This is a genomic window from Hoeflea sp. EC-HK425, assembly GCF_902498795.1.
Taxonomy (GTDB): Bacteria; Pseudomonadota; Alphaproteobacteria; order Rhizobiales; family Rhizobiaceae; genus Hoeflea; species Hoeflea alexandrii.
Genome location: NZ_LR701572.1, coordinates 1,455,860 through 1,480,815, shown reverse-complemented (window position 1 = coordinate 1,480,815; position 24,956 = coordinate 1,455,860). Strand labels below are relative to the sequence as shown.

Below are 24,956 nucleotides of genomic sequence, written 5' to 3'. Positions count from 1 at the left end.
TTGTTTGAACCTTCAGCACCAAAGCAGGTTTTTCTTGACCCGCCGGATGCACTGAAGCGCCTTGATAAGGTGTCCAGGACCGATGTTCAAACGAAGAGATTTGAACGCAGCCTTCAATAAAGGATAAGACACATCCGGCAAAAAACAATCGGGCGGATGAAATGGACGTAAACATATCCTTTGCAAACGGCGGAATTGGTGCCGCTGCCAATGAAAGCGGTGTCGGTTTTCTCACCGTCAGCAGGCCGGAAAAACGCAATGCATTGACCGATGCAATGTGGCGGTCGGTACCCGATGCAATCAATTGGCTGGTCGTCGAGCAGCACGTCCGCGTCGTCATCCTGTCCGGTGCCGGAGGCCGTGATTTTTCCGCCGGTGCCGATATCGGTGAATTCGCCACCCTGCGCAAGGATGCTACCACGGCGCGCGACTACGAGGCGGGCAACTCGGCAGCTTTCGCAGCAGTGCGCAACTGCCCGGTGCCCGTTATCGCATCGGTGCGGGGCATCTGTTTTGGCGGCGGTTTCGGCCTTGCAGCAGCAGCGGATCTGAGGCTGGCAGACCATACGGCCCGTTTCGCCATTCCCGCTGCCCGTCTTGGCCTCGCCTACCCGCTGGATGCTGTGCAGGATCTCGTCAGGGCATTGGGGGACCAAGAGGCGCGCCGGGCGCTCTATTCAACCGCCGAACTTTCCGCCGCGCAGGCCTTGGCCTGCGGATGCCTTCTGAAACTGAGCGAGCCCAACCAGCTTGACAGCGATGCGCTGGACCTCGCCGCGTCGATTGCCGGGGCAGCGCCCCTTTCCGTTCGCGCCTCAAAGGCTGCGATCGCGGCAGTGCAAAGCAACTATGAAGAAGACTACAAACGTGCAGCTGGTCTTGCAGCGTCGACCTTCGACAGCGCCGACTACGCGGAGGGCCGCCGCGCTTTCATGGAAAAGCGCAAACCCGCCTTCAACGGCCGCTGAGATCTCAGCGCCGCCCCTCGAGCTTGTCGAGAAACGCAGAAATTGCGTCATTGAACGCGTCATTGCGGTCGCCCGCCACCATGTGTCCGGCCCCCGACACATCGACATAATCGGCATGGGGCACCATTTCGCGGAAGGCTCTGACCGCTTCCTCGGTGACCAGCTCGGATTGCTGGCCGCGCACCAAGAGCACCGGGATTTCCAACCCGCATGCCGCTTCGATCAGACGCTGCTGACCGGTTTCCCAACCGTGATTGATGTTGCGCGGGCCATCGATAAAGGCCGGATCCCAGTGCCAGCGGTAGCGGCCGTCGGCGCCCAGCCGGAGGTTCTTTGCCAGACCGTCTAGCGAACGACGCGGCGCCCGGTTCGGCAGATAGGCCGCAATCGCGTCGGCCGCTTCCTCGAGCGTGGCGAAACCTTCGCGCATCCGTTCCGCCATGAAACCCTGAATGCGGCTAACGCCATCGGCATCCATGTGCGGCGTGATGTCGACAAGAACCAGTCCTGCAAGCAGTGCTGGTCCTCCAAGATGCTCGGCCATCAACCCGGAAATACCACCAAGCGAAGCTCCAACCAGGACCGCTTTCTTGCCGGTCATTTCGGCAATCTCGCGGCTCACCGCAACAGCGTCGGCTGCATAATCATCAAACGCATAGCCTTTGTCCTCGACCCAGGCGCTGTCGCCGTGACCACGCTGGTCGAGCGTAAATGCCATGTGGCCGGCATCGGCGATCCGCCGTGCGGCGCCGCCCCAGGCATGGCGTGTCTGTCCGCCACCATGCAGCAGCAGCACCGGATTGCCATACACTTCACCCCGCGGCTCGTGTACATCGGCAGTCAGCAGATTGTCTGATACACCTTTGAAATTAATTTGTTTTTTCATGTCTTTCATCAAATTGATCCGGCTTCCACGTCACCAAAAAACTCAAGCGCCGCAGCCTTGAAAACCTTGTCGCCAACCGCAAGCATGTGGTCGCGGTTGGGAATATCCAGCGCCCTCGCCCGCAGCATCAGGTCCGCAAGGCCTTCGGCTGATCCCGCAATGTCGTCACGGCTCCCGACGCCGATCAGCGTTGGCACGGTGAGCCGGGCAATCTCCTCCCGGCTCACCAGCGTCCGCGAAGTCCGGATGCAGGCGGCCAGCGCCAGACGGTCGCTCTTGGTCTGCTCGGCAAAGGCCCGGAACATGCGGCCTCGCTCGTCGCTGACATCATCGATTGACGGCGCCAAAAGCGCTTCGGCGATCGGATCCCAGTCCCCGACCCCGTCGATCATGCCGAGCCCCAGACCGCCGAACACCAGCGAATGAACCAGGTCCGGTCGCGCAATTGCCAGGAACGCCGAGATCCGCGCACCCATCGAGTAACCCATCACATGCGCGGATCCGATGCCGAGCGAATCAAGCAGGCCTGCCGCGTCCGCAGCCATGGTTTCGGGATGATAGGCTTCGGCATCGTGCGGCTTGTCGGACTGGCCGTGCCCGCGATTGTCAAGTGCAATGACCCGGAAACCGGCCTGATCGAGCGTCTTGACCCAGCCAGGGAACACCCAGTTTACATGAGCGGTGGAGGCAAATCCGTGAATCAGCAACACCGGAAATCCGTCCGGACTGCCCGCTTCGTACCATGCGATTTCAACATCCCCGGACGTAAACCGCCCGGCCTGCAGCCGATCCAGATTCATGTGAGGCCCCTTTCGCACCCTACCTATCTCAATCCCGTCGCCTTGCAAATGTTCCGGTCTGATGATGACTGCATTGCTCCCCACAAGTATCAGCGCTGTCTTCAATTACCGGCTACACTTTTGCCGGACCAGCGTATAAGGTCCGCTCGAAATCGAGTTCGCCACGACGGAGAGATGTATGGCTGACCACAAAATCCCGCATTTCCAGAATGACGCGGGACACGCCTCTATCGAAATCGGCGTCAAGGAATTCATGTGCGTGGGTGCCAACCCGCCTTTCGATCACCCGCACGAATTTCTCGACATGGGATCGGACAGCGAGAAGGTCTGCCCTTACTGCTCGACCCTCTACAAGTACAATCCGGCTTTGCACGGCGATGACACCCTGCCTGCAGGCTGTTCCTGGGCATACGCCGCAGCCTGAGACCGTTCCGGCCCGGATTGACTGGGTGAGAGCCGCGGACACGGCACCGGGACACAACATTGCCCGGATTTCCGACCTTCGTTTTCTCAAAGCCTTCAGGTCGAAAGACAGATGCTCTTTGCCGTGTCGGGAGGACGCAGTGACGGTCCGTAACATTCTGATCATCGGCGCGGGTATTGGCGGCCTGACAACCGCCCTCTCCTTCGCCCGCGCGGGCCACGAAGTTCACCTTGTCGAACAGGCACCGGCCTTGAGCGAAGTCGGCGCCGGCCTCCAGGTTTCGCCCAATGCGAGCCGCATCCTCATTGCACTCGGTCTCGGCGAGACCTTGCAGCGAGCAATGGTTCATCCGCACGAGATTGTGCTGGCCTCCGGCGGATCGCTGCGCAAGATCACTCATGTCCCCTGTGGCGCGTTTGCCGCCGAGCGGTGGGGTGCGCCCTATGGCGTCATGCATCGTGCCGACCTGCAGACACTGCTGCTTGATGCGGTCAACACCCAACCCAGCTGCCATATGCATCTTGGCCAGCGCATCAGTTCGACCGGAATGGGAGACCTTGCCAACCGCCTGGGATTGCCGCGCCCGGATCTCGTCGTCGGCGCCGACGGGGTCTGGTCTGAGATCCGGAAGCTGATCAAGGGGGCGCCGTCGCCACGCTTTTCCGGTCAGGTTGCCTGGCGGTTCAAGGTGCCAGCAGATATTGCCCGTTCGGTGTTGAACCCGGCCAGTGTCACCGCATTTCTCGGACCCAGGACCCACCTCGTCGCCTACCCGCTAGAGAACGGAAAAACGTTCAACATGGTGGCGATCACCCGAGGCAACGATCCCGGCCAGACCTGGGCCCAGCGCGAACAGCCCGACCGCCGCCAGGATCTGCTCACCGCCTTTTCCGGCTGGCAGCGGGACCTGGTCGCAATCCTGCGCCAGGCGCCGGAAATGACGCGCTGGCCGCTTTACGAACTGCCCGACGGCCCCTGGCATGATGGGGCGAGCACCATACTGATCGGCGATGCGGCGCATGCCATGACACCTTTCGCAGCCCAGGGCGCAGCGATGGCCATCGAGGATGGCTATGAACTGGCCCAGGCTTGCAACGGCGTTGAAGGAGAACTGGCCGCCACGCTTCAGGCCTATCAGGCCAAGCGCCGGGCACGTGTGGGCCGCGCCCGTTCCCGCGGCGCCTTCAACCAGTTCGCCTATCATGCCCGCGGTCCGATCCGCCTCGGCCGGGATCTGGTACTGGCATTGCGGCAGCCGGAAAACCTGGCAGCCGAACTCGACTGGCTTTACGGCTACCGCACCACAGGGCTGTAACCAAACCGGTTTGACGTATTGTGCAACCCGAGACTTGTGGTCAGCAAAACCGGCAACGGCGTCCACCATCCGGTCGCCAGTCCCGCCTGCCTGAGCATGCGTGCGGTCCAGACATTGCATCCAACGATCGCATTGAACCGCCCTTCCGCCTCATAAAACCGGTCATAATCTCCGTACCTGGCGCCCGCAACGAGTACCGGCACGCCATCGGGCGTTCGGATGAAGCTGGCAAGAACCGACTGGAGCAGACGTTGAAAGGATGCCTCGTCGAGTTCGATAGTCCGGACCGTCGGATGGCTTTGGTCGATGTCACCTGCAAGTCCGACATGCATCACCGACCGGTCCAGCGTCAGGGCTCTGAGCACCGGGCCGGGTTTGAGATCCGACCATGTCGGCGTTTCGATGTAAAAACTGCGGCCACCCCATCCGGCGATCAGATACTCGACACCTGGTTGGGCCGGATCAAGCCCGTCGGCAGCCATGAATGCAAAGTCAGCAGCCACATCAGGCGTTACCGGCAACGCCAGATCGGTATGGATCTCGCTGGAAAGCACCAGAACGGTCCGCATGTTGCCGAGAGCTCGGGAATCGGTTGCATCCGCCACAGGGAGCAAAGCCGACAAGGGCCTCGGAACGACAGTCCCGAGGCCCAATGAAACGAGTATCAGCAGCGCCGCGGCCAACAGACATCGCCGGACACGGGGTCGGCGAGCGCCGGCGCCCGGTGCCATATCCTGCGACCCTAGTGCAGGATCTGGCTGAGGAACAGCTTGGTCCGCTCATGCTGGGGATTGTCGAAGAACTCGCCCGGCTCGTTCTGCTCAACGATCTGGCCCTGGTCCATGAAGATCACGCGGTTGGCGACCTGGCGCGCAAAACCCATTTCGTGGGTGACGCACAGCATGGTCATGCCTTCTTCGGCCAGACCCACCATGGTGTCGAGCACTTCCTTGATCATTTCCGGATCGAGCGCCGAGGTCGGCTCGTCAAACAGCATGATGCGCGGGTTCATGCACAGCGACCGGGCGATCGCCACACGCTGCTGCTGGCCACCGGACAGCTGGCCCGGATACTTGTTCGCCTGTTCCGGGATCTTCACCCGTTCCAGGTAGTGCATGGCGATTTCCTCGGCCTTCTTCTTCGGCATCTTGCGCACCCAGATCGGCGCCAGGGTGCAGTTCTCGAGGATGGTCAGGTGCGGAAACAGGTTGAAGTGCTGGAACACCATGCCGACTTCGCGGCGAACCTCGTCGATCTTTTTCAGATCGTTGGTCAGCTCGATGCCATCGACGATGATCTTGCCCTTCTGGTGCTCTTCCAGCCGGTTGATGCAGCGGATCATCGTCGATTTGCCCGAGCCGGAAGGCCCGGCAATGACGATGCGCTCGCCGCGCATGACCTTGAGATTGATGTCACGGAGAACATGAAATTCACCGTACCACTTGTTCATGCCGATGAGCTCGATCGCCACATCGGTTTCCGACACGGTCATTTTTGAAGGACCGGCACCTTCTGTTGCTGCTGCGTTGCTGTCAGCCATGGTTGAGTTCCCTTTTATCGTTTGTGGCCAGTATCGAGACGCCGTTCCATATAGGCGGAATAGCGCGACATGCCGAAGCAGAAGATGAAGAAGACGAACGCGGCAAAGACGAAACCGGTCGCCGGCGTTGCAGGTGAAATCCAGTTCTGGTCGTTCATGTTCTGCTGAACGATGCCGAGCAGGTCAAACAGCCCAATGATGAGCACAAGGCTTGTGTCCTTGAACAGGCCGATGAACGTGTTGACGATGCCTGGAATGACCAGTTTCAGAGCCTGCGGCATGATCACCAGACGTGTGCCCTGCCAGAAGGTCAGCGCCATCGCGTTGGCTGCCTCGTACTGCCCCTTGGGGATTGCCTGCAGGCCACCGCGGATCACCTCGGCCATGTAAGCCGAAGAAAACAGTGCCACGCCGATCAGCGCCCTGAGCAGTTTGTCGAATGTCACACCGTCCGGAAGGAACAGCGGCAACATCACCGAGGACATGAACAGCACCGTGATCAGCGGAACGCCGCGCCAGAACTCGATGAAGATCACGCTGAACATCTTGACGATCGGCATCTCCGACCGGCGCCCCAGCGCCAGCAGGATCCCGAGCGGGAAAGACACCACGATACCGACGATCGCCACGACCAGGGTCACCAGCAGACCGCCCCACAGGGCCGTCTCGACCGGTTCAAGCCCGAACTGGCCGGTGAGCAGGATGAAGGCCAGTATCGGGAAGACCACCAGCAGATAAAGCGCGTTCTCACGCTTGTAGGGCACCGAGGGGATGGCGATCGGGACAAGGCCGGCGATCAGCAGAAGCCCGGACAGGTTGACCCGCCAGCGTTCCTCGATCGGGTAGCGTCCATAGATGAACTGACCAAACTTGGCCTCGACAAAGGCCCAACAGGCACCGGTTCCTGGCCCAAGGCAGGCTTCACGGCTGTCACCGGTCCAGACCGCGCTGATAAAGGCCCAGTCGATGATCGGTGGGATTATCCACAGCAGGAAAAGGGCTGTCACGATGGTCAGAATCGTGTCGCGCGTGCTTGCGAAAAGGTTCTCCTTGAGCCAGCCACCGACACCACCGGTCGAAACCGGAGGCGCCATCGTCGGGCTTTCTTCAGAGCGAACATACCGTATTGAAGTTGGGAGTGTTTCCATGGTTCAGCGCTCCACCAGTGCGACACTGGAGTTAAACCAGTTCATGAATGCCGAAGTCAGCAAGGAAAGGGTGAGATAGACCAGCATGGTAATCGAGATCACCTCCACCGCCTGTCCGGTCTGGTTGAGCACCGTACCGCCAAAGATCGACACAAGGTCAGGGTAGCCGATGGCAACAGCCAGCGAAGAGTTCTTGGTCAGGTTCAAGAACTGGCTGGTCAGTGGCGGAATGATGACCCGCATCGCCTGCGGCACCACCACAAGACGGCTGGTCAGGTTTGGCCTGAGACCCAGCGCGAAGGCTGCCTCCGACTGACCATGCGACACAGCCAGGATACCGGCGCGGACGATTTCGGCGATGAACGAAGCCGTGTAGAGCGACAGCCCCAGAAGAAGCGCCATGAATTCGGGCTGGATCACCCAGCCGCCAACCATGTTGAAACCCTGAAGGCTGGCATATTCGAGCGACATCGGCATGCCGGTCACCAGGAAGGTCAGCAGCGGCAGCGCAATCACCAGAGCCAGCCCGGTGAGGAAGACCGGAAACTGCTGGCCGGTGGCCATCTGCCGCTTCTTGGCCCAGCGGCCGATAAAGAACCAGGCGACGACCGCAATGATGAAGGCAAAGAGAATAAACTGGGCGCCGCCCTCCGGGACGATGCGCGGCATGTAAAGCCCGCGGTTGTTGAGGTTGAAAACCACCTCGACGCCAGGCTCCAGTCCAACGGCGCGCGGCGACGGCAGGATCGAAAGCACTGCCTTGTACCAGAACAGCAACTGCAGCAGCAGCGGGATGTTGCGCAGCGTCTCGACATAGACGGTGGCGAATTTCTGCACGAGATAGTTTTTCGACAGCCTGGCAAGACCGACGATGAAACCGATCACCGTGGCAAGGAAGATACCGATGATGGCCACCACCATCGTGTTCAGCAGACCGACGAAGAAGGCCCGAAGATAGGTGCTGTCATTGGTATAGGGAATGAAGGACTGGCCGATATCGAAACCGGCACGTTCACCGAAAAATCCGAGGCCGGAGGCGATTCCCGCCCGCGCCAGATTGTCAATGGCGTTGCTTACACCCGAATACACCAGAAAGATGACGGCAATGATAAGCAATGCCTGGAATACAAGGCCACGCGCCTTGGGATCATTCATCAACGATACACGTCCGGCATCGTCAGCGTCAGCTGAGACGCCTGTTTGATGAGCCATGTCTGTCCCCAACTCTTTTCGTCCGGACCTTGTGGCCGGATCGTTTGATTGCCTGCCGTCGTTGCGTCAGGTTCTTACGGTTCCGGATGGAACCGGAGAAAGCGGGCTCCGAAGAGCCCGCTTTCAGTTTTGGGTGCTTAGCGAAGCGGCGGTGCGTACTGCAGACCACCCTTCGACCACAGCGCATTCACGCCGCGTGCGATACCGAGCGGGGTCGAAGCGCCGACATTGGCTTCAAAGACTTCGCCGTAATTGCCGACTTCCTTGATCACGTTGTAGGCCCAGTCGTTGCCAAGGCCGATGCCTTCGCCGAAAGTGCCTTCCTTGCCGAGCAGACGCATGACGTTCGGGTCGGTGGAATTGGCCATTTCATCGACATTGGCCGACGTGATGCCCATTTCTTCGGCGTTCAGCATGGCGTTGTGAACCCACTTGACGATGTTGAACCACTGGTCATCACCCTGGCGGACCACGGGGCCGAGCGGCTCCTTGGAGATCACTTCCGGAAGAACCATGTGCTCATCGGGAGCCGACAGGCCGAGGCGGATCGAATACAGGCCCGACTGGTCGGTGGTGTAGACGTCGCAACGGTTGGCGTCATAGGCAGCGTTCACTTCTTCAAGCTTCTCGAACACGACCGGGTTGTAGGTCATGTCGTTGGCCTTGAAATAGTCGGTCAGGTTCAGCTCGGTGGTTGTTCCGGTCTGCACGCAGACCGAAGCGCCCGAAAGCTGCAGCGCGGAATTCACGCCGAGCGACTTGCGCACCATGAAGCCCTGGCCGTCGTAGTAGTTGACGCCAGCAAAGTTGAGACCCAGCTGGGTGTCACGGCTCATGGTCCAGGTGGTGTTGCGGGAAAGCACATCGATCTCGCCAGACTGCAGAGCGGTGAAACGCTCCTTGGCCGAAAGCGGGCTGAACTTCACAGCGGTTGCGTCGCCGAAGACGGCTGCAGCAATACCGCGGCAAAGGTCAACGTCGATACCCGACCAGTCACCTGCGTCGTTCGGAGCGGAAAAGCCGGCGAGGCCGGTGGAGACGCCGCACTGGACGAATCCCTTTGCCTTGACATCATCGAGAGTCGCGGCGGAAGCAGCAGATGCTCCCATGCCAGCAACGGCAGCGATGCCAACGACAGCCGACAGAATCTTTTTGTTCATTTGATACAACCTTTTTTTCTGTTGCCCTGTTTTGGGTGCGACAAAGGCGGCAGGAGCCATTAACCTGGCTCTCAGCCGTATCTCTTAGCGCCCAAGCATACCATGCCGAAATCCGCCATGGGTCAAGTCTTCCATGGTCGAAAATTGTCGAATCAAACGATTCGCATGATAATTTCGGCCTCGGCGGACAGGCGGAATAAGTCACTCTGACGCAGCATGGCCGCCTCTCCTGACACAAATCGTCGCCCTGAGCGCAGCTGCTGCCGGTTCTTGTGATTGCCGGCCACTCACGATAGATCTTTCCGCCTGAAGACACCCCAATGATGCAACTCCCAGGCAGACGGATCCGGCATGAGCAGCAAGAGCAAGACTTCGCAAACGGGCATCAACACGCGGCTGGCCCATACCGGTCATGATCCGCGTAGCTTCCACGGTTTCGTCAATCCTCCGGTGGTCCACGCATCGACCGTCCTCTTCCCCGATTCGGCCACCATGGTCTCCCGTGACCAGAAATACACCTACGGCACTTACGGCACCCCGACCACCGACGCGTTGACATCCGCTATCAACGAACTGGAAGGCTCGGAAGGAACCGTAGCGCTGCCTTCGGGCCTCGCAGCCGTTACCGTTCCTTTCCTGGGCACGCTGAGTGCCGGAGACCACCTGCTCGTCGTCGATTCAGTCTACGCGCCGACGCGCAACTTCTGCCACGGCATGCTGGCCAGGTTCGGCGTTGAAACCAGCTATTACGACCCGGCAATCGGTGCGGATATCGAAAGTCTGATCCGGCCCAATACAAAGCTCGTCCACACCGAAGCGCCTGGCTCCAACACGTTCGAGATGCAGGATATCCCGGCCATTGCCGAGGTTGCGCATGCGCACGGCGCGCTGGTCTCGATGGACAACACATGGGCCACGCCGCTCTTTTTCAAACCGCTCGACCATGGCGTGGACATCTCCATTCACGCCGCCACGAAATACCCGGCCGGTCATTCGGACGTCCTGATCGGCACGGTCTCGGCCAACAAGCAGGCTTGGCCTGCGCTGTGGAAGGCCTTTGCGATGCTGGGCGTTTGCGCCGCACCGGACGACAGCTACATGACCCTGCGCGGATTGCGCACCATGGGGGTCAGGCTGGACCGGCACCAGCAAAGCACCCTGGCGATTGCCCGCGCGCTCGAAAACATGCCAGGCGTTGCCAGGGTGCTGCATCCTGCACTGGAAAGCTTTCCGGGGCACGCGTTGTGGAAGCGCGATTTTTCCGGGTCGTCCGGCATCTTCTCGATCGTTCTCGACGTGGCCGACACCGCCAGGCACCAGGCCAAGGCACATGCTTTCCTTGATGCCCTTGAGATCTTCGGGCTGGGCTACTCCTGGGGTGGTTATGAAAGCCTCGCCGTCCACGCCAACCTGAGCGACAGGACCGTTGCCCTGCCACCCAAGGAGGGTCCGGTGATCAGGCTGCAGATCGGACTTGAGGATGTGGAGGACCTGATGGCTGACATCGAGCGCGGCCTGGACGCTGCTAAAGCCGCCCGATAGCCCGCGCCCTCAAACCGGCAGGGAAACCACGAACCGGGCGCCATTCCGGTACTCCGTATCGAGCACTATGTTTCCGTCATGGCTTTCGGCGATGCGGCGGCAAAGTGCCAGCCCGATTCCCGTGCCCGAATAAAGCTTTTCATCGACATGCAGACGTTGAAACACGCCGAAAATTCTTTCCGACTGCACCGGATCGATTCCGATGCCGTTGTCCTCAACGATGATCTCAACCCCCTCCGGACCGGTTCTGGCATGCACGCGGACAACCACTGCCACCCCCTTCCGGCCATATTTCAGTGAATTGGCGAAAAGGTTTTGAAACATCTGGGTGAGAAGGTTTCGGTCACCGTCAACGGAGATATCCGCTTTGACTTCGAGCTGCCCCTTGACCTCGACGACGTTGACGGCAAGGTTATCCCAGGCCGCAGCCAACGCCTCGGACAGCCGGAAACTCTCCGGATTGATCTGCTGATAGGCCAGTTGGGAAAACTCAAGCAGATTCGAAATCATCCGCTCCATCGAACTGACTCGATCTGAGATGTAGCCCGAGAACTGTGCCAGCTCATCTGTCTTTCCCGTACTGACATCTTCGGCGATCATGTCTGCGAACAGCCTGATCTGTCTGAGCGGCGCCTTCAGGTCATGCGACACGATCCCGCTGAATTGCTCGAGTGCATCATTGCGCAGCTCGAGCTCCCGGGACTGGTCCGCTATCCTGGTCTGGAATTCCCGGATCTCGGAAATGTCGCGCCCCACCGAGACGAGCTCCACCGGTTCGCCGTCCTCGAACACCATCAGGTTTGACCACTGGTACCAGAAGTGCTTGCCCATCGAATCAACCATCGCCTGCTCGCTCGCCTTCAGAGGCCGTTCCTCCGACAGGCTCGATAGATGCGCGATCAGCAATGGCTTGTGTTGCTCCGGCACAAACTCGAGAAACTTCCGCCCGATCATCTCGTCTGCAGAAAGCCCTACAAACCGGGCATAGTGCTCGTTGACATAGGTCAGCGTGGTATCCGGCGTTGCACGGGTGATGAAATCCGGAATGTTCTGCACCAGCGTCTGGAACTCATGTTCCTTGCGCGCCAGCGCCCGCTCGATTTCCCGCCGCTCGGTAATGTCTTCGGCAAAGGACAGGATCACCGGTTCCGGTGTCTCATCCATCAATTCCAGCCGCACCCTGCAGTCATAGGTGCTTCCATCCTTGCGCCGGTGGCAGGTCTCGGTGACCAGCACCTTTGTTTCCCCCGAAACGATCGGGGCAATCTTCTCGGCAATTTCCAGTGGGCTGTGCCCGACATTCAGATCGAGCGGATTGAGGTTGCGCAGTTCCTCCATGCTGTACTGGAGGTTCTCACGCGCCGACTTGTTGGCGCTGATGATCCGGCCGTTCTTGACGGAGATCAGATAGACTTCCTGCTTGACCCCTTCGATGATCAGGCCGAGCTGTTCTGCCTCACTCCTGATCTTGTTCAACGCCGTGATATCGGTTCGAACACCGACCCGGAAATTCTGCTCGGTCACGCGCTCTTCGACCAGCATGATCCTGTCCGGATTGAGATGCTGGACGAAGGGGTCCCCCGGCCGGTTATGCCGTTCCAGCCGCATCCGCAGCCATTCATCCTGTTCTTCAACCGTCTCCCCGGCATCAGGATACTGACCGTGTTCCAGCCCGTAGCGCAACACTGTCTCGAATGTATTGCCAATCCTTATGGCTGGAGCGGACAGTGCGTAGATCTCACGGTAAGCGTCATTGCACAGTACCAGCCGGTCCTGATCGTCATAGACGACAAACCCCTCCGCGATGGCATCCAGAGCGGTGTTCAGTATTGCTTCCGCCCGCAAGCGTTTCGCCCGCGCCTTGTAGACTTCGCTGAGATCGCGGACCAGGGCGACTGAACCGATCGCCTCTCCATCGGCCGTTTCGAGCCGGCTCACAGTCAGTTCGGCCGGAAACACACTGCCGTCCTTGCGTCTGAGGTCAAGGCGTCGGTGTATGGGATCGACCTTCAGGCTCAGGGGATAAACCGCGTTGCGCATCTCCTCTGCATCCAAACTGGAGGCATAGAGGCCAACGGCATTCATCCCGACCAGCTCCTCGCGGGTGAAACCAAATTTTTCCGTTGCTGCGGCATTGGCGGCTACGACCTGCCGATTGCCGTCAACGACAAGAACCGGGTCCGGCAAAGTGTCGTAAAGAGCCTTGAGCAGATTCTCTGGGGACAGCTGCATCGGGCTTACAGGTCCCGCACGGCCGGTGACCGGGTCACATGTAGTCTTCGGAGCATGTGTCGGAAAGCTGCTCTTTCGTGTATTCTTCGACAATGAAGCTGATCACGGTTCGGTCGATCTCGTCCTTGCCAATTTTGAAATCGACGCCGTATTCCCTGATTTGCTCGAAATACTTGCCGCTGATATCCGATGAAATGATTCCGATCGGTCCGATGAACCCGGCCTGTCTGAGCTGCGGCGCGGTTTCCCGGAAATCGTTGTTGGGCACCAGGCGGTTGTCCAGAAACACCATGTCGATCGCGCCGGATTTCACCTTTTCAACGGCTGCCTCGATATCTCCCACATAGTCCAGATCGACTGCCTTGCCCTCGGCTTTCTCGAGTTTGCGCCTGAGCAGAACGTGCTCGGCAGGATCATCATCGACCAGCAACACCCTGACAGGAGTGCCATTCCGTGTGTCACTCATGATTGGCCTCCCGTTTTCTAGGTGATCAGACCGCTGCGGATGGCCGATGCCACCATCTGCGCCCGATTGACGACATGCAGCTTGCGCAGGACCCCGGCAATGTAGGAATTGACCGTGTGCTCGGACAGTCCGAGGATGATCGCGATCTCCGCAGACGTTTTTCCTTCCGACGTCCAGCGGACGATCTGCAACTCCCTGTCGCTCAGGCCGCTGATCGAATCCAGAGACAGGATAACCTCGAAATAGCGTTGGAAGATCAGTGCTGCATCGAGGGCAATCGAAGCAAGAGACTGGTGTTCCACCTCGGGATTGTCTCCGACCATGACCAGTCCATGCCGTTTTCCGCTCGCCCCATGCAACGGCACGATTGCCGCAACGGCTGATCCACTCGGTGTCAGCACCTCGGACGGTGTTTGCGCCAGGTTCAGCACGCCGGGTGCCGAAGAGCGCTGCAGATACTGCACCACCGGATCGTACGCACCGATCACCAGGCTGCCAGGATCACAAAACCAGGAAACCGGAAAATTATGCAGCGCATGGGTGTGTTTGAAGTCAATTCCCTGGTCCTCAGCCGCGATCTCGGCAACGCCGAAATGGGAAAAACCATGACTGTCTGTCAGGGATTTGAACAGCCGGAAGAAATCGATCCGGTTTACAGCACGTGCAAGCTCAGGACCAAGATGGAGGGCGGTTTCCGTCACCAGCATAATGTCTCTTTCGAATCCGATGTTTCGATAACGCTGCAATAATCAAAGGCAACATCACATGATACGTCATATGTTATACGGCATTTGAGCAAGTGTGAAAATGCCCGCCGCGTGTGTCGTCCGGCTGCAGGTAACAAAATATCGCTCGAAGCAGTGACAGTCATGCGAATGGCGACCCCTGCAGGATTCGAACCTGCGACCGTCGGCTTAGAAGGCCGGTGCTCTATCCAGCTGAGCTAAGGGGCCGTTACGCTTGACCAGACATTCGATGCGGCCAAACGCCGGTTTCTAGTGGGTCCAGGGCTGGCGGCGGTCATAGCGGAAATTGTCCGAATAGGCGACCCGGCGCCGCTTGCTTTCCTTCGGCTCGTCCACCCGGTAGGCAATTCCGTTGCGGGTTGCATAGGCAACCGCCGCATCACGCGTTTCGAACGTCATGCGGATCTGGCTCTTCATGTCGGCGGAGGATGTATAGCCCATCATCGGATCGATACTGCGGGGCTTTTCCTGCTCGAATTCGAGAACCCAGTCGAGGCTCTTGGCCTTGCCGGATTGCATCGCTGTCTTTGCGGGACGATAGATTTTCGCGGTCATGTCCCAATCCCTCTTCATGGCGGTTTCCACCGTAAGAGGCGGAACACGGCGCCCTAATTCATCACGTCCGGAAACCGGATGCGAAAAAAGTGGTCGGAGCGGAGAGATTCGAACTCCCGACCCTCTGGTCCCAAACCAGATGCGCTACCAGGCTGCGCTACGCTCCGATGCCTAAGGCGTGACCCGGATACACCGGAAAGCCATGCCCCGCAACTCCAAATCGTCGCTTATCCGGACATGGCGGCAAATCAGTTGCCGATCACCCGGTGCCGCACTCGGTCACCCACCGAAACACCGGTCTTCGCGGCCGTTCCGGCATTCAATTCGAGCACATACCGGACCGGGCTTCCAGACGGGATGATGGTCTCCGAATAGGGAACCGTGTTCTCCGCTATCCGCGCGATCCGCCCGTTCTCCGCGATGAAGAGCATATCAAGCGAGAGCGGCGTGTTTTTCATCCACATCAGCACGTCGCGTGTCTGGTCAAATCTGAACAGCATCCCGTGGTCGGCTGCCATGCTCTGCCGGTTCATCAATCCGGTCGCCCGGTTTTCGGGTGTCAGCGCCAGCTCGACCGTAAAACCAACCGGCCCCTTTGAAGTATCGATGAAAAGCCGTTCCGAATCGACGGGAAGCGGACCGGCCACCAAGGCGCCGGGACCAAAAGACAGAACCAGGAAAATCAGGAATGCCGCGACCTGCTTGAAGTGGCGCATGGCAGCGTCAGTGGGAATTCGGGATGGGCGCATCGATATCAGGATGGATTTCGGCCGCCATAAGGCCCTTCTCGCCGTCGCCGAACCGCACCAGCACCACCTGGCCAGGCCGCAGTTCCGCCAGCCCGTAGCGCCTGAGCGTCTCCATGTGGATGAAGATGTCTTCCGTCCCCTCGCCCCGGGTCAGGAAGCCAAACCCCTTGGTCCGGTTGAACCACTTGACGATCGCGCGTTCAAGTCCGCTGGACGGCTTGACCTGCACATGGGTGCGAACCGGCGGCAGTTGCGATGGGTGAACCGCCGTCGAAGTGTCCATGGAGATGATTCTGAATGTCTGGTAGCCGCGTTCCCGTTTCTGGATTTCGCAGACCACACGGGTGCCTTCAAGAACGGTTTGATATCCGTCGCGGCGCAGGCAGGTCACGTGCAGAAGAACATCCTCCATTCCGTTGTCCGGAATGATGAAACCGAACCCCTTGGCGACGTCAAACCACTTGATGACGCCGGTAATCTCCATGAGATCCACCGCGTCGCCGCGGGCCTCGGCGTCAGCCTGGTTTTTCTCTGAGGACCTTTCCCCCATCCGGATGCCTCTCCAATACGCGCCACAAACAACTGAAGTGATTCTTGATTAAAACATTAACATTGTATTGCGAGGACAGCGCAAGCCCCGCCTGAAAACTTGTTCATTCATCCCCGCATATCCTTCGGCCATTGCCTCATGGACTTTTCCGCCTATCGTTACGCCCATCAAGAATCATGAGGTAAAGCCAATGCGTTATCTGCACACGATGGTCCGGGTCTCCGACGTCGATGCATCTCTCGACTTCTACTGCAACAAAATGGGACTTGTGGAAATCCGTCGCCATGAAAGCGAAGCCGGCCGTTTCACGCTGATTTTTCTGGCCGCGCCGGAAGACAAGGAGCGCGGGCTGGCCGAACAGGCGCCTCTTCTCGAACTGACCTACAACTGGGATCCGGAAGACTATGACGGCGGCCGTAATTTCGGACATCTCGCCTATGTTGTCGACAATATCTACGACCTGTGTCAGTCGCTGATGGAGAACGGCGTCATTATCAACCGTCCACCGCGTGACGGCCGCATGGCATTCGTCAAGTCGCCCGACGGAATCTCGATCGAGCTGCTGCAGAAGGGTGACGCTCTTGAGCCCGCCGAACCATGGAAGTCGATGGAGAACAGCGGCACCTGGTAAGGCTCGCCGACAAGATGCCCGGAACTGTCGCTGTGCCGGGTCTTCGCGACGCACAAGGCTCACGCAACGATCGAGCCTTAGCCTTGGCTCAAGGGTCATGCTTTCGCCGTATTTGCGACGCATCGCATGGATTTTGGCGTCCGCGCCGGAATGCCTTATCAATGTGCCTGCATTCTCGTTTACAAAATCGTCGCAAATCGGTAGGCACTTTTTCGGACCTTCGGGTCCGCCACTGCAACAGACCCCGGGGGCTCCAGAGTTTGCAAACAGGCGGGAACAAAACGGGCAACGGGCGCGGCACCTCGCGTGCGTTGCTGTTGGCCGGAGCGGCAGTCATTCTCAGTGGATGCGTGTCGGCAGCTGACCCTGAGATGTTTGCCGTACAGGGCTTCACACCAGGCACTCCCGGCCTCGCCGACAGCGGCTTGATCGTTGATCCCTCCACGCAGATGGCCATGAACGGTGACACCGCGACCCAAACCGCCGGTGGCGTTCCTATGCCGGTCCCCTCGCCCAGTGCATCCGACGCAACAAGCCGCATGCCTGCGCCGACGGATGCAGCGCCCCAGACGGCGCTGTCCCCCGGACAATCGGTTGTCATGGCCAGCACCGAAGTAGACGCGCTCAATCGCGGCATCACGCAAACCCAGACTGCCCAGCCCGTTGCCAATCTCTACACGGCCCCGGCGGCCCCGGTAGCGGTTGAGGCAACGAACACGGCTTTGCAGCCGGCCGCCGAACAGGCTGTGCCTTCCGGTGAAACTGTCGCTGCAGAGGATGACGCGTCAGTCGCCGAACCGCAGCCTCCGGTGCAGGAACTCGCCGTTGTCGCGCCACCCAAGAAGAAGTCGATCTTTGCGCGCATGTTCGCCCCGCAGAAGACTTCGAGCAGCGATGCCCGCGCAGGCACGAAAAAACGTCTCGTATCTCAGAAGCCAGCTCCGGTAACAGTTGCGTCCGCCGGGGCAAGTGCACTTCCAGGCGTCAACGTGGCGAGAGCGCTTGGCACGGAATCGCTGAACGCCCCGACGGATCCCGACTCGGGACAGATCCAGCTCGCCTCCGCCGCAGGCCTGGCGCGCCTTGCACCGAACGGGCTGCACCTTCAGACCGAGAAGGTGGAAGTTGCCTGTTTCAAGCCTCAGCTTGTCCGCACGCTCAAGAGCATCGAGCGCCATTACGGCCGCCCGGTGATGGTCACTTCCGGATACCGCAGCCCCAAACACAACCGGCGAATTGGTGGTGCGTCGGGATCGCGCCACACCTCCTGTGAAGCAGCAGACATCCAGGTCGAGGGCGTTTCCAAGTGGCAGTTGGCAAAGTACCTGCGCTCGATGCCGGGCCGGGGTGGCGTCGGCACCTATTGCCATACGGAATCGGTTCATATCGATATTGGAAACAGCCGTGACTGGAACTGGCGCTGCCGTCGCCGCAAGTAAAATCGAGCCGGAAACGGCGAGGCTTCAGCGTCGCCCTCCACCTGACTTCTCCCAAGCCAAAAAATCTTCACACGGATGTCATTTTTTTCTCTCTGAGGCCAATTATCCGCTTGCGGTCCGAAAGCGGTCTGATTATAAGACGCCTCATCGCACGCGCCCTTCGTCTATCGGTTAGGACGCCAGATTTTCATTCTGGAAAGAGGGGTTCGACTCCCCTAGGGCGTGCCACCCTCTTCAAGCACTTAGCTTGAAATTCTCACCTGAAAAATGAACTCGGCCATTGCTCACGGACAGCGTCCGCTGTGCTGTCGTTTCGCTGTCCAGGCTATCTGGCAAGCGCCGTGAAATGGGACCGATCGAGCCGCCTGGAATGGATCTGCGGCGAACCCTGGAGGCGCTGCGCGCAGCATGTCAGCAGGGGCTCTCCTAGCGTGCCGGCGCGGCGTCGGTGACGCGCATCTGGACCCGTCTGACACCCTGCCAGTAATCCGCCGAGAGCGTACCCGCGACATGAAAACTCATGCCCTGCCCGCCAAGCAGCGCGGCTCCCATTTCCGTATCGGCCGCTCGGAATGCGATTCCGTTCAGGCGGCCTCCGTCGGGACCGGCAAAGGACAGCTTGATGTGATTCTGCCCGACCACGCGGGCGTCCTTGAGCGTGTGACCGGGCATCGCAAAGACAGGCTGCGGATGACCGGCACCGTAAGGCCCGGCGCGCTCGATCATGTCGACCAGATCCAGCGTTGCGCCCGACGCGGAAACAGCCCCGTCGATCTTCAGCCGGTGCGTCGATGTCAGCCCCGCCACCGCTTCCTTGGCGCTGTCTTCGAAGAACGCCCGGAGCTCTCCGAGGCGGCTCTGCTCCACGGTCAGTCCCGCAGCCATCGCGTGCCCGCCGCCCTTGACCAGCAGGCCGGTTTCCACCGCCTTGCGCACCAGCCGGCCGAGATCGATCCCAGGCACTGAGCGGCCCGAGCCGGTGCCCTTGCCGTTGCCGTCAAAGGCAATCGCGAAGGCCGGCCGGCGATAACGTTCCTTGAGCCGTGAGGCGAGCAGCCCGACCACGCCCGGGTGCCATCCCTGGCGTTCAGTCACAATGATTGCGGGTCCCTCGCCACTGGCCATTTCGGCAGCAGCTTCCGCGTCGGCTTCCTCCAGCATTGCGGCCTCTATGGCCTGGCGTTCGCGGTTGAGCTCCTCGAGCCGCTCGGCGATCGCTGCCGCTTCGTCGCGATCCTCAAGCGTCAGCAACCGGCTGCCCAGCGCCGCGTCACCAATGCGCCCGCCGGCATTGATCCGCGGACCGATCAGGAAGCCCAGATGATAGGGCGTCAGGGGACCGTTGACACCGGCTCTCTGCGCAAGCGCCGCAAGCCCGACATTGCCCATGCTCCGCGCCGCAAGCAGCCCCTTGACCACAAAGGCACGATTGAGCCCCCTGAGCGGCACCACGTCGCATACTGTCGCCAGAGCGACGAGGTCCAGGGTTGCCAGCAGATCAAAGCTGGAAGCGCGGCTGTCGCCCTTGCCGCGCAAAAACCGCAACGTGCCCGCCAGCACCATGAACACCACGCCGCAGGCGCACAGGTGCCCGAGACCCGAGAGGTCATCCTCCCGGTTCGGATTGACCAGCGCGCGGGCCACAGGCAGCTCGTTTGCCACCTGGTGATGGTCGATCACCACGACATCCACCCCGCGCCGCGCGGCCTCCGACAGCGCCTCGTGGCTGGTCGAGCCGCAGTCAACCGTGACGATCAACCCGGCTCCGCGATCGACAAGCTCGCCGATGGCCGTCGGATTGGGTCCGTAGCCTTCGAAGATCCGGTCGGGAATATAGATCTCGCTGACAACACCGAAATGGCGCAGGAAGCGCTGCATCAGCGCGGAGGAAGCAGCCCCGTCGACATCATAGTCGCCAAAGATCGCCACCCGTTCGTTTCGGGCAATTGCCTGGCCGATCCTCTCGGCCGCCTTGTCGCAATCCGTCAGCTTCGAGGGGTCGGGCATCAACGCCTTGATGGTCGGGTCGAGAAAGGCCTTCGCGTCACCGATGGCGATGTCCCGCCCGGCCAGGACGCGCGCGATCACATCCGGCAACCCGGTCGTCTGAGCAATCGAGATCGCCTTGTTCTCGCCAGCCATGTCGAGCCGCGCCACCCATTTCTGGCCGGAAAAGGATTGCTCAACGCCGAGAAAAGCGCGCTCCGATGTGGTCTTGCCTGTCATCCACTCACCAACCTGTTGCCGCCGTGCCGGGTATGCATCGACAGGGCCAAGGATCGCTCATAGCGCAAACCGGCCGGTGCGGCAAAGCAGCCCTGACGGACCCGACAGACAGTTTCGCCCCGTCTTCGGCGGAAGACGGGGCGAAACAATTGAACCATTGAACGCGGAAACCGGAAACGCCGGTTCTAGTCGAACTTGGCCAGGTCCTGATGGCGCGCCTTGATCTCACGCACGGTGCGCGATGAGGAGCGCATGACAATGGTGTGGGTGACGATCGCATCCCGGGCAAACCGTACGCCCTGCAGCAGGTTGCCGTCCGTGACACCGGTGGCAGCAAACAGCACGTCACCGCGCGCCATTTCTTCCATCGTGTAGATCTTGTTGGGATCGGAAATCCCCATCTTGGCGGCGCGCGCCACCTTCTCCTCAGTGTTAAGCTGGAGCCTGCCCTGCATCTGGCCGCCAATGCACCTCAACGCCGCCGCGGCGAGAACCCCTTCGGGCGCGCCGCCGATACCGAGATAGATATCGATACCGGTCTCGTCGGGATCGGTCGTGTGGATCACTCCGGCCACGTCACCGTCGCCGATCAGCCGGATCGCGGCACCGGTGGCCCGCACTTCCTCGATCATGCGCGCATGGCGGGGCCGGTCGAGAATACACGCCGTTACCTGATCCACGGAAACACCCTTTGCACGGGCGACTGCGTGAATGTTCTCGGTGGCCGAAGCCTCCAGCGCAACCGTGTTGGCCGGATACCCCGGGCCGATGGCAATCTTCTCCATGTAGACGTCCGGCGCGTAAAGCAGGCTGCCTTTTTCCGCAATCGCGATCACGGCCAGCGAATTCGGCAGGTTCTTGGCGCAGATCGTCGTGCCTTCGAGCGGGTCAAGCGCGATGTCCACCTTGGCGCCCTCGCGTGTGCCGACTTCCTCGCCGATATAGAGCATTGGCGCTTCATCGCGCTCACCTTCGCCGATCACCACGGTGCCGTCGATCGGGAGCCGGTTCAGCTCCTGGCGCATGGCGTCAACGGCCACCTGGTCGGCAGCCATTTCATCGCCCCGTCCGCGAAGCCGGGCCGCGGCAACCGCCGCCCGCTCGGTCACGCGCGCAATTTCAAGCGTCAGAATCCGGTCCAGCCCGCTCGTTTCCATCGATGGTTTCGCCATGTTCAGATTTTCCTCAGGGTAAATTCTTGGCCGCTCATACAGCTTTGAAAGCTATCAAGGCAATGTGAACCGCGCATTAAAAGCCGTTGTTTTTTCGAGATAATGGCCTGATCCAACACTAAATCGATTAAAGCGTGCGCTTTCCCGGCCCACCCTTCGGCGCCCGGCGCGCGAACCGGCCGTGGGTCACCGGCGCTTGCCTTCACGGCAACGTCCCTAATCGGTTCATGAATGGTAAAGGTCGATGCGCTGTGGCGGCTTGCACATCTCCTCTCGACTGGTAGACCTGACATCACTCAACCCAGAGGAGAGCCCCATGAACCACCCGATCGCCGGTCTAATCCTTGCCGTGTGCTGTCTCAGCTTCATGACCGAATCAAGGGCAACAGAAGCAGCCGCCCCCTTTGCGGCGAAAACGGTGGCCGAGCGCGACGCGGCCCTGCAGGCTCTTGAAAATGAACGACGGTCTCCCGAAACTGCCATGACACTTGCCACCTGGCAGGCGCTCTCCTCGATCGAGCGATTCGGGCAGGCGCTGCACCGGCACGGCTTCCGCTCTCCTCGTATAACCCTGCTTCCGCTGCTGCGGTTGCCGGTGCCCGAGAACGCGACCCCCGAGACCATGACCTACGAGACATGGCGCAGCACCCTTGCCGAACTCGTCGCCGATCTCGATAAAGCCAAATCCATGCTGGCCGATATCCCGGACGATGCAGAGATCGGTATCGATGTCGACTTGAACGCCTTGCGCTTCGATCTCAATTCAGACGGCCTGCTCGACGAAAGCGAAAGCGTGGCCATGATCTTCCAGGCGATCAGCGGGCCGCAACGCCGTGGCCGGACGGCTCGCGCCGAGACAAATGACGACACGCAGTCACCGCCCCTTTCGCCGTCCTTCCGGTTTGACCGCGCCGACGGCTACTGGCTTCAGGGCTACGCGAATTTCGTCTCCGCCAACGCACGCATGTGGCTGGCCCACGAATTCAGCAAGACGTTCGATACCTCGTTTCAGATGTTCTTTCCCGGCGCAGGTATGGCCGCAGCAGCGCCTGACCGTGCGGACGCCGCCCGGCAGAAAATCAATGCCCAGATAAGACGCAACCCCTATCTGGGTCTGGAGTTTGCCGAAACGGAAGAAGCAAAACAGAGGTTGTCGCGAGAGATCGAGGCGCTTCCGGCGTCCAGGCAGCAACGCCTGGAGCGGGATGCGAAAATGGCGATGATGCTTTATCAGAGTGAGCTTCGCGGGACGGGCAACGGCGGCTTCAACTCCGAGATTTTTGACGCCATAAGCCTTATCCATACGGTCAATTGGCCGGTTGCAGACGCTGATGCGAGAGCCGGGATCCGTCTCGACCTGCTCGAGATGGTACGTTTGTCCCGCCTGAACTGGCGGTCGATCCAGGCTGAAACGGACAATGAGCGCGAATGGCTGCCGGGTCCGCAGCAGCCCGGGCCGCACCCCCTGACAACACTCGAGGTCAGCGGGGAAACCGTCGCGGCATGGCATGATGCGCTGGACCTGTTTGAAAATGCGCTGGAAGGCCGCATACTGCTGCCGCACATCCGGTTTGCGGACCGCGGCTTCAACCTGAAAAGATTCTTCGACGAGCCCACGCCATTCGATCTGGTCCTGACAATCACCGGCCCGGGCGCCCAACCCTATCTGGAAACGGGATCGGTGGCCTCGAACCGTGATTGGAGAGAGCTCACACGCGCCTTCGGCCGGAACGGGTTCTGGTCCTACGCGATCTGGTTCAACTAGGCGCGCGACACTGCGAAGCGCTAGCAGGCAGGTGGCTTAACACCGCCGCTCTTCCGACCTGGCTTCAGCTTTCCCGGGTCCGCTCGATCCGGATTACCTGCGGTTCACCGGAGAGATAACCTTCGCTCTTGATGGCGTCTACCGCGGCGCGCACCCGGGATTCCGTGGTCGCATGCGTGACAAGGATAACCGTCTGCGGCCCCGCCTCGGCGGCGGAGGGACGTGCCCGCTGGACGATCGATTCCAGTGAGATGTCGTTCTTCGCCATCAAGGTGGCGATGGAGGCGAACACCCCTGCCCGGTCATCCACCTTGAGCGAGATGAAATAGCCACCTTCATGGCTCTGGATCTGCGCCCGCGTGTAGGGTTCGAGCTTGTCAGCTGGACGGCCAAGCGCCGGCGCATGCTGATGCCCGGGCCGGCTCTTGGCGATGTCGGCGATATCCCCCAGAACGGCTGAAGCCGTGGCATCGCCGCCGGCACCGGGCCCTGAAAGCATCAGTTCGCCCAGAATATCGGCCTCGATCGTCACCGCATTGGTCACGCCTTCGACCTGGGCGATCATCGATCCCTTCGGCACCATGGTCGGGTGCACACGCTGCTCGATGCCGGTCGCCGTGCGCTGCGACACGCCAAGAAGCTTGATCCTGTAGCCAAGCTCATCGGCGGCGTGAATATCGTCAATGGAGATATTGGTGATGCCCTCGATATAGACTTCGTCCGCAGCAATCTGCGTTCCGAACGCCAGGCTGGTCAGGATCGAGAGCTTGTGAGCGGTGTCGTTGCCTTCGATGTCGAAAGCCGGATCGGCTTCCGCATAGCCAAGCCGCTGCGCTTCGGCCAGGCACTCGGCAAATCCCATGTTGTCGCGCTGCATCCGGGTCAGGATGTAGTTGCAGGTGCCGTTGAGGATGCCGTAGATCCGCGTCACAGCATTGCCGGTCAGCGATTCCCGCATGGCCTTGATCACCGGAATGCCGCCGGCAACAGCGGCCTCGAAGTTCAGCAGGACACCGTTGGATTCGGCAAGCAGTGCGAGTTCCACGCCATGCCGCGCCAGCATTGCCTTGTTGGCCGTAACCACGTGACGCCCGGCGGTCAGCGCGGCAGTCGCCGCTGCATGGGCAGGATCGCCCTCCCCGCCGATCAGCTCGACCAGGACATCGATATCGGCGTCGCGCGCCATCACCACCGGATCATCGAACCAGGCCACGCCGTCGAGGTTGAGACCCCGGTCGCGGCTGCGGTCGCGGGCGCACACGGCGGTAATCGTGATTTCGCGGCCGCAGATATCGGCCAGCAGATTGTGCCGGCTGGAAACGATTTGGAACAGTGCCGCGCCGACAGTGCCAAGGCCCGCAATGCCGATTTTCAGGGCATCAGTCATATCAAGAACCACCTGTATGGGATTGCCCGCAACGACTGTGCGG

Annotated in this window: 23 protein-coding genes and 3 tRNA genes; 8 read left to right on the top strand and 18 right to left on the bottom strand. The window is 60.4% G+C overall.

Annotated features, from left to right (window positions below; all coding sequences use genetic code 11):
- The first annotated feature begins 161 nt into the window (after positions 1-161).
- A complete protein-coding gene (locus SPHINGO391_RS09785; protein WP_152008656.1) occupies positions 162-968 on the top strand; it encodes an enoyl-CoA hydratase-related protein in 807 nt (268 codons plus the stop codon).
- Between the two features lie 4 nt (positions 969-972).
- Here the strand turns inward: SPHINGO391_RS09785 and SPHINGO391_RS09780 are convergent, their stop codons facing one another.
- Entirely contained in the window at positions 973-1,854 is an 882-nt protein-coding gene (locus tag SPHINGO391_RS09780; protein ID WP_343200297.1) for an alpha/beta hydrolase, read from the bottom strand.
- 8 nt (positions 1,855-1,862) lie between these two features.
- The gene (locus SPHINGO391_RS09775) at positions 1,863-2,654 is read right to left on the bottom strand and encodes an alpha/beta hydrolase (protein WP_152008654.1); all 792 of its coding nucleotides are present in this window, start codon (positions 2,652-2,654) and stop codon (positions 1,863-1,865) included.
- A gap of 178 nt (positions 2,655-2,832) precedes the next feature.
- Between SPHINGO391_RS09775 and SPHINGO391_RS09770 the strand changes: the two genes are divergently transcribed.
- Entirely contained in the window at positions 2,833-3,078 is a 246-nt protein-coding gene (locus tag SPHINGO391_RS09770) for a zinc-finger domain-containing protein (protein WP_152008653.1), read from the top strand.
- A 139-nt stretch (positions 3,079-3,217) separates the two neighbouring features.
- Entirely contained in the window at positions 3,218-4,393 is a 1,176-nt protein-coding gene (locus SPHINGO391_RS09765) for an FAD-dependent monooxygenase (RefSeq protein WP_244615156.1), read from the top strand.
- Here SPHINGO391_RS09765 and SPHINGO391_RS09760 read toward each other — a convergent pair.
- The 5 genes from SPHINGO391_RS09760 to SPHINGO391_RS09740 all read right to left on the bottom strand — a co-directional run bounded on the left by SPHINGO391_RS09760 (position 4,372) and on the right by SPHINGO391_RS09740 (position 9,453).
- On the bottom strand, positions 4,372-5,124 hold the full coding sequence (locus SPHINGO391_RS09760; protein ID WP_152008651.1) for a TIGR02117 family protein: 753 nt from the start codon (positions 5,122-5,124) through the stop codon (positions 4,372-4,374). The two genes, SPHINGO391_RS09765 and SPHINGO391_RS09760, sit on opposite strands and share 22 nt — an antisense overlap.
- 11 nt (positions 5,125-5,135) lie before the next feature.
- Positions 5,136-5,933, bottom strand: coding sequence for an amino acid ABC transporter ATP-binding protein (locus tag SPHINGO391_RS09755; RefSeq protein WP_152008650.1), 798 nt, complete (start codon positions 5,931-5,933; stop codon positions 5,136-5,138).
- 14 nt (positions 5,934-5,947) lie between these two features.
- Positions 5,948-7,081, bottom strand: coding sequence for an amino acid ABC transporter permease (locus SPHINGO391_RS09750; RefSeq protein ID WP_152008649.1), 1,134 nt, complete (start codon positions 7,079-7,081; stop codon positions 5,948-5,950).
- A gap of 3 nt (positions 7,082-7,084) precedes the next feature.
- The gene (locus SPHINGO391_RS09745) at positions 7,085-8,293 is read right to left on the bottom strand and encodes an amino acid ABC transporter permease (RefSeq protein WP_152008648.1); all 1,209 of its coding nucleotides are present in this window, start codon (positions 8,291-8,293) and stop codon (positions 7,085-7,087) included.
- 137 nt (positions 8,294-8,430) lie between these two features.
- Complete coding sequence (locus tag SPHINGO391_RS09740) at positions 8,431-9,453, bottom strand: amino acid ABC transporter substrate-binding protein (RefSeq protein ID WP_152008647.1); 1,023 nt, start codon at positions 9,451-9,453, stop codon at positions 8,431-8,433.
- 351 nt (positions 9,454-9,804) lie between these two features.
- Here SPHINGO391_RS09740 and SPHINGO391_RS09735 point away from each other — a divergent pair, with 351 nt between their 5' ends.
- Positions 9,805-10,995: a cystathionine beta-lyase gene (locus SPHINGO391_RS09735; RefSeq protein ID WP_152008646.1), complete on the top strand. Its 1,191-nt coding sequence runs from the start codon at positions 9,805-9,807 to the stop codon at positions 10,993-10,995.
- A 9-nt stretch (positions 10,996-11,004) separates the two neighbouring features.
- Here the strand turns inward: SPHINGO391_RS09735 and SPHINGO391_RS09730 are convergent, their stop codons facing one another.
- From SPHINGO391_RS09730 to SPHINGO391_RS09695, 8 genes are all read right to left on the bottom strand, one after another.
- Entirely contained in the window at positions 11,005-13,227 is a 2,223-nt protein-coding gene (locus SPHINGO391_RS09730; RefSeq protein WP_152008645.1) for a PAS domain S-box protein, read from the bottom strand.
- Positions 13,228-13,261: 34 nt separating this feature from the next.
- The gene (locus SPHINGO391_RS09725; RefSeq protein WP_152008644.1) at positions 13,262-13,693 is read right to left on the bottom strand and encodes a response regulator; all 432 of its coding nucleotides are present in this window, start codon (positions 13,691-13,693) and stop codon (positions 13,262-13,264) included.
- A 17-nt stretch (positions 13,694-13,710) separates the two neighbouring features.
- Positions 13,711-14,400, bottom strand: coding sequence for a LuxR C-terminal-related transcriptional regulator (locus tag SPHINGO391_RS09720; RefSeq protein WP_152008643.1), 690 nt, complete (start codon positions 14,398-14,400; stop codon positions 13,711-13,713).
- Between the two features lie 169 nt (positions 14,401-14,569).
- Positions 14,570-14,646 (bottom strand) — tRNA-Arg (locus SPHINGO391_RS09715).
- A gap of 42 nt (positions 14,647-14,688) precedes the next feature.
- The gene (locus SPHINGO391_RS09710; protein ID WP_152008642.1) at positions 14,689-14,994 is read right to left on the bottom strand and encodes an ETC complex I subunit; all 306 of its coding nucleotides are present in this window, start codon (positions 14,992-14,994) and stop codon (positions 14,689-14,691) included.
- Between the two features lie 90 nt (positions 14,995-15,084).
- Positions 15,085-15,161: transfer RNA gene (locus SPHINGO391_RS09705), tRNA-Pro, on the bottom strand.
- An 81-nt stretch (positions 15,162-15,242) separates the two neighbouring features.
- Positions 15,243-15,710, bottom strand: a complete 468-nt coding sequence (locus SPHINGO391_RS09700) for a DUF192 domain-containing protein (protein WP_152008641.1) — start codon at positions 15,708-15,710, stop codon at positions 15,243-15,245.
- Positions 15,711-15,717: 7 nt separating this feature from the next.
- Positions 15,718-16,293 carry a cold-shock protein gene (locus SPHINGO391_RS09695; RefSeq protein WP_152008640.1) on the bottom strand — a complete coding sequence of 192 codons (576 nt, stop codon included), beginning with the start codon at positions 16,291-16,293 and terminating at the stop codon, positions 15,718-15,720.
- Positions 16,294-16,483: 190 nt separating this feature from the next.
- On the opposite strand from SPHINGO391_RS09695, the gene SPHINGO391_RS09690 reads away from it, so the two are divergent.
- From SPHINGO391_RS09690 to SPHINGO391_RS09680, 3 genes are all read left to right on the top strand, one after another.
- Positions 16,484-16,924, top strand: coding sequence for a VOC family protein (locus SPHINGO391_RS09690; RefSeq protein ID WP_152008639.1), 441 nt, complete (start codon positions 16,484-16,486; stop codon positions 16,922-16,924).
- 371 nt (positions 16,925-17,295) lie between these two features.
- Complete coding sequence (locus SPHINGO391_RS09685) at positions 17,296-18,363, top strand: D-Ala-D-Ala carboxypeptidase family metallohydrolase (protein ID WP_152008638.1); 1,068 nt, start codon at positions 17,296-17,298, stop codon at positions 18,361-18,363.
- A gap of 153 nt (positions 18,364-18,516) precedes the next feature.
- Positions 18,517-18,591 (top strand) — tRNA-Glu (locus SPHINGO391_RS09680).
- A gap of 198 nt (positions 18,592-18,789) precedes the next feature.
- Here SPHINGO391_RS09680 and recJ read toward each other — a convergent pair.
- Complete coding sequence (recJ, locus tag SPHINGO391_RS09675; RefSeq protein ID WP_152008637.1) at positions 18,790-20,589, bottom strand: single-stranded-DNA-specific exonuclease RecJ; 1,800 nt, start codon at positions 20,587-20,589, stop codon at positions 18,790-18,792.
- 185 nt (positions 20,590-20,774) lie between these two features.
- A complete protein-coding gene (gene glpX / locus SPHINGO391_RS09670; protein ID WP_193217247.1) occupies positions 20,775-21,761 on the bottom strand; it encodes a class II fructose-bisphosphatase in 987 nt (328 codons plus the stop codon).
- 316 nt (positions 21,762-22,077) lie between these two features.
- On the opposite strand from glpX, the gene SPHINGO391_RS09665 reads away from it, so the two are divergent.
- A complete protein-coding gene (locus SPHINGO391_RS09665; RefSeq protein WP_152008636.1) occupies positions 22,078-23,526 on the top strand; it encodes a hypothetical protein in 1,449 nt (482 codons plus the stop codon).
- A gap of 64 nt (positions 23,527-23,590) precedes the next feature.
- On the opposite strand, the gene SPHINGO391_RS09660 is transcribed toward SPHINGO391_RS09665, so the two are convergent.
- Positions 23,591-24,913 (bottom strand): homoserine dehydrogenase, encoded by a 1,323-nt coding sequence (locus SPHINGO391_RS09660; protein WP_152008635.1) that lies wholly within the window; start codon positions 24,911-24,913, stop codon positions 23,591-23,593.
- Between the last annotated feature and the right edge of the window lie 43 nt (positions 24,914-24,956).